The organism is Streptomyces sp. UH6 (assembly GCF_013421635.1).
Taxonomy (GTDB): Bacteria; Actinomycetota; Actinomycetes; order Streptomycetales; family Streptomycetaceae; genus Streptomyces; species Streptomyces abyssomicinicus.
In genome coordinates, this window is the sequence record NZ_JACADT010000534.1 from 1 (window position 1) to 3908 (window position 3908).

Below are 3908 nucleotides of genomic sequence, written 5' to 3' on the forward strand. Positions count from 1 at the left end.
GACGCCGCACGCGAGGAGCGCATGCTATTCGAACGGTTTTCCCCTCGTTCCGCAGCCCCCGAAACCCGCGCCGCCGCGGCGGGCGCACCGACGACCCCGCCCCCGTCACGGCGGACGTGACGGGGGCGGGGCCGGGGGAGGAGGGGTGCACGACGGGCCTCTCGGGGAGTGGCCCGACGGTGCGTCAGAAGGTCAGACCCCAGCTGTTGATGTAACCGGTGTCGCCGGCGGCGTTGTCGCTGACCCGCAGCTTCCAGGTGCCGTTGGCGACCTCGGAGGAGGCGTTCACCGTGTAGGTGGTGTTGATGTTGTCCGTGGAGGAGCCGGTGCCGTACGCCTTCAGGGTGTAGGCCGAGCCGTCGGGGGCGATCAGCTGGACCTGGAGGTCACCGATGTAGGTGTGGACGATGTTGACCGGCACCTGGAGGGTGGCCGGCGCGTTGCCCGTCACGCCGCTCACGGTGATCGGGGACTCCACCGTGGTGTTGTCGCGGATCGTGTAGTCCGTGGCGTTGGTGAAGGACGTGCCGGGCGGCGGGGTGGTGCCGCCGGCGCCGACGTACAGCAGACGGTTCGGCGAACCGGTGCCCGGGCTGGTGACCTTGCCGGAGACCGAGTTGGCGATCAGGGCGGAGGCGACCGTCGCCGGCGTGGCCGACGGGTTGTCGGCGAGGTAGAGGGCCGCGGCGCCCGCGACGTGCGGGGTGGCCATCGAGGTGCCGGAGATGGTGTTGGTCGCCGAGTCGCCGGTGTACCAGGCGGAGGTGATCGACGAGCCCGGGGCGAAGATGTCCAGGGCCGAGCCGTAGTTGGAGTAGCTGGCGCGCGCGTCGGTGCTGGTGGTGGCGCCGACGGTGATGGCCTCGGTCACGCGGGCCGGCGAACCGGTCGCGGTGACGGACTCGTTGCCCGCGGCGACCGCGAAGGTCACGCCCGCGGCGATGGCCCTGCGCACCGCGGCGTCCAGGGTGGTGGAGGCGCCGCCGCCGAGCGACATGTTGGCGACGGCGGGCTTGACCGCGTTGGCCGCGACCCAGTCGACGCCGTCGATCACGCCGGCGGTGGTGCCGGAGCCGTCGTTGCCCAGCACGCGGACGCCGACGATGCTGGCCTTCTTGGCCACACCGTAGGAGGTGCCCGCGATGGTGCCGGCGACGTGGGTGCCGTGGCCGTTGCCGTCCTGGGCGACGTTGTCGCCGTCCACCGCGTCGTAGCCGTTGCGGGCGCGGCCACCGAAGTCACTGTGGGAGATGCGGACACCGGTGTCGATGACGTACGCCGTGACGCCCGCGCCGGCGGTGTCGTCGTAGGTGTACGAGCTGTTCAGCGGCAGCGAGGTCTGGTCGATGCGGTCCAGGCCCCAGGTGGGGTTGGTCTGCGTCGCCTGGGTGGTGAAGGTACGGTTCTGCTCGACCAGGGCGACGGCCGGGTCGGCGGCCAGCTTGGCGGCCTCGGCCTCGGTGGCCTCGACGGTGTAGCCGTTGACCGCCTTGCGGAAGGTCTTCTCGACCTGGGCGCCGTGCTTCTTGGCGATGTCCTTGCCCTTGGCCGAGCCGGCCTTGGTGTCGGACTTCAGGGTGACGATGTAGCTGCCCTCGACCGCGTTCTCCGCGTTCGCGTAGGCGATCGTGCCGGTGGCCTCGGCGGCGCTCGCGGGGAGCGCGGTGAACAGACCGCCGGTGAGGGCGGCCGCAGCCAGGGCGCTGACGCCGGCGAGCATTCTGCTGCGCGGGCTCCGAATCACTGCCATCTGAGGGTTCCTCCTGCGATAGGTGGAGCGCTGGTTCGGGGCCGTCGCGCCCGCTGTGGCGGACGAGACAGGGACAGGTACATGCCAATCGTGGACATGAGACCCGGGCGACTCAGGACTGCCGCCAAGCCGAAAGATTGAATGGTCTACGCGGATTGCACAAGGGGTCCTACTCAGCCGTAACACCAGCGCCACAAACGGGCGTCGACCCAATCGCCACCAAACAACACACACACGCTCGGTAAACGAGACGAGCGTCACACTCCCGCCCGGCCGGCCGGGCCGCCGCCCGCCACGGAAGGCCCGACACCCCCCTGACCAGGCACCACCCCTCACCGAGGCCCACCCGGACGCTTTCCGGACACCGGCCGGCCGACTTCGCGCCATTCCCCCGTTCCGTCGCGCCCGCCACACAGAGTCACTTTCACGCCATCCGCCCGGCCCGCCCGGAAGACCGCCTTCCTGTTCCCGTTCTCCTCATTCGCCCATCCACCCTTGACCCCCTGTGGTCCAGACCAATAGCGTCCCGGCCATGCGCCTGCCTCGAAGACTCTTCTCCGCAGCGGGAGTTGTCACTTCCGCACTCGCACTGGTCGTCGGGCTCGCCCCGGCATCGTCCGCCGCCCCCGACTCCGCCTCCACGGCCTCCTCGGCGGCCGGACGGCACACGCTCCGCCAGGTCGGCTACTTCACCCAGTGGGGCGTCTACGGCCGCGACTTCCAGGTCAAGGACGTCGACCTGAGCGGTCAGGCGGAGCGGCTGACCCACCTCAACTACGCGTTCGGCAACGTGAGTCCGCAGGGCGAGTGCCTGATGGGCAACATTCCGGGCGAGGCCGACGCCTGGGCGGACTACGTGCGTCCGCTAGAGGCCGCGGACTCGGTGGACGGGGTGGCCGACACCTGGGACCAGCCACTGGCGGGCAACTTCCTCCAGCTGAAGAAGCTGAAGGAGAAGCACCCCGGCCTCAAGGCGATGATCTCCCTGGGCGGTTGGTCCTGGTCCACCCACTTCTCCGACGCGGCGCTCACCGACGCCTCCCGCAAGCGCTTCGTCTCCTCCTGCATCGACCTGTACATCAGGGGCGACCTGCCCGCGGACAGCGGCCGGGGCGGCCCCGGGTCGGCGGCCGGCGTCTTCGACGGCATCGACCTCGACTGGGAGTGGCCCGGTTCGTCGGGCGACGTGGACACCACGTTCCGCCCGGAGGACCGGAAGAACTTCACCAAGCTGGTCGCGGAGTTCCGCAAGCAGCTCGACGCGCTGGGCAAGCGGCAGCACAAGCACTACGAACTGTCGGCCTTCGTGCCCACCGCCGAGGCGAAGATCGACGCCGGCTTCGAAGTCCCGAAGATCATGAAGAACCTGGACTTCGTCACGCTCCAGGGCTACGACTTCCACGTCAGCGGGGAGCCCGTCGCCAACCAGCAGTCCGCCCTGTTCGCGAAGAACGACTACAGCGTGCACGGCACCGTGCAGGCGTGGCTGGAGCGCGGGGCGCCCGCCCGCAAGCTCGTGGTGGGCGTGCCGTTCTACGGCCAGGGCTGGACCGGCGTGACCGGCGGCGGCGACGGGCTGGGGCAGCCGGCCGCGGGTCCGGCTCCCGCCCTGTGGGCCGACGGCTACGCGGACTACGAGGAGCTCAAGGCCCTCGTCGCGTCCGGTTCCTGGACCGTCCACCGGGACAGGTCGGGCGGCCACGCGTGGATCTTCGACGGCACCACGCTGTGGACCTACGACGACCCGCGGGTCCTCGCCCGCAAGGCCGAGTACGTGAAGGACCGCGGCCTCGGCGGCGCGATGATCTGGTCGCTGGACGGCGACACCCCGGACGGCGAGCTGATCAAGGCGCTGGACGCCGGCCTGAACGGCTGACGCCGCGGGCGGGGGCCGCCCGGACCGGTGACGCACCGGTCCGGGCGGCTCCGCGCGTGACGGGACGTCACCCGGCGCTCCGGGGCGGGTCCCGGGGACGCCGTGCCGTGTCCGGTCCGATACCGAAGCGCAACCCCCCGGCGCGCACCTTCCCCCTCTCCCCGGCGTCACAGTGACGCAAGGGAAGTCCGCCGGCGCCCCCACGGGGCGCCCGCCATCGGAGGGGGACGCTGGAGATGAGGATCCCGGCAGGGGAACGGACCACGACCACCGGGCGGCTGA

Annotated in this window: 2 protein-coding genes; one reads left to right on the plus strand and one right to left on the minus strand. The window is 71.0% G+C overall.

Translation table 11 applies throughout. The features are described from left to right. Window positions 1–184 precede the first annotated feature (184 nt). On the minus strand, window positions 185–1750 hold the full coding sequence (locus HW445_RS21455; protein WP_180222612.1) for a S8 family peptidase: 1566 nt from the start codon (window positions 1748–1750) through the stop codon (window positions 185–187). Between the two features lie 538 nt (window positions 1751–2288). Between HW445_RS21455 and HW445_RS21460 the strand changes: the two genes are divergently transcribed. Continuing rightward, a complete protein-coding gene (locus tag HW445_RS21460) occupies window positions 2289–3626 on the plus strand; it encodes a glycoside hydrolase family 18 protein (RefSeq protein WP_374939679.1) in 1338 nt (445 codons plus the stop codon). The last annotated feature ends 282 nt before the right edge of the window (window positions 3627–3908 follow it).

What these genes read in the sequence shown, in the direction of transcription:
- HW445_RS21455 (WP_180222612.1), bottom strand. Translation starts at nt 1,750, where the DNA reads ATGGCAGTGATTCGGAGCCCGCGCAGCAGAATGCTCGCCGGCGTCAGC.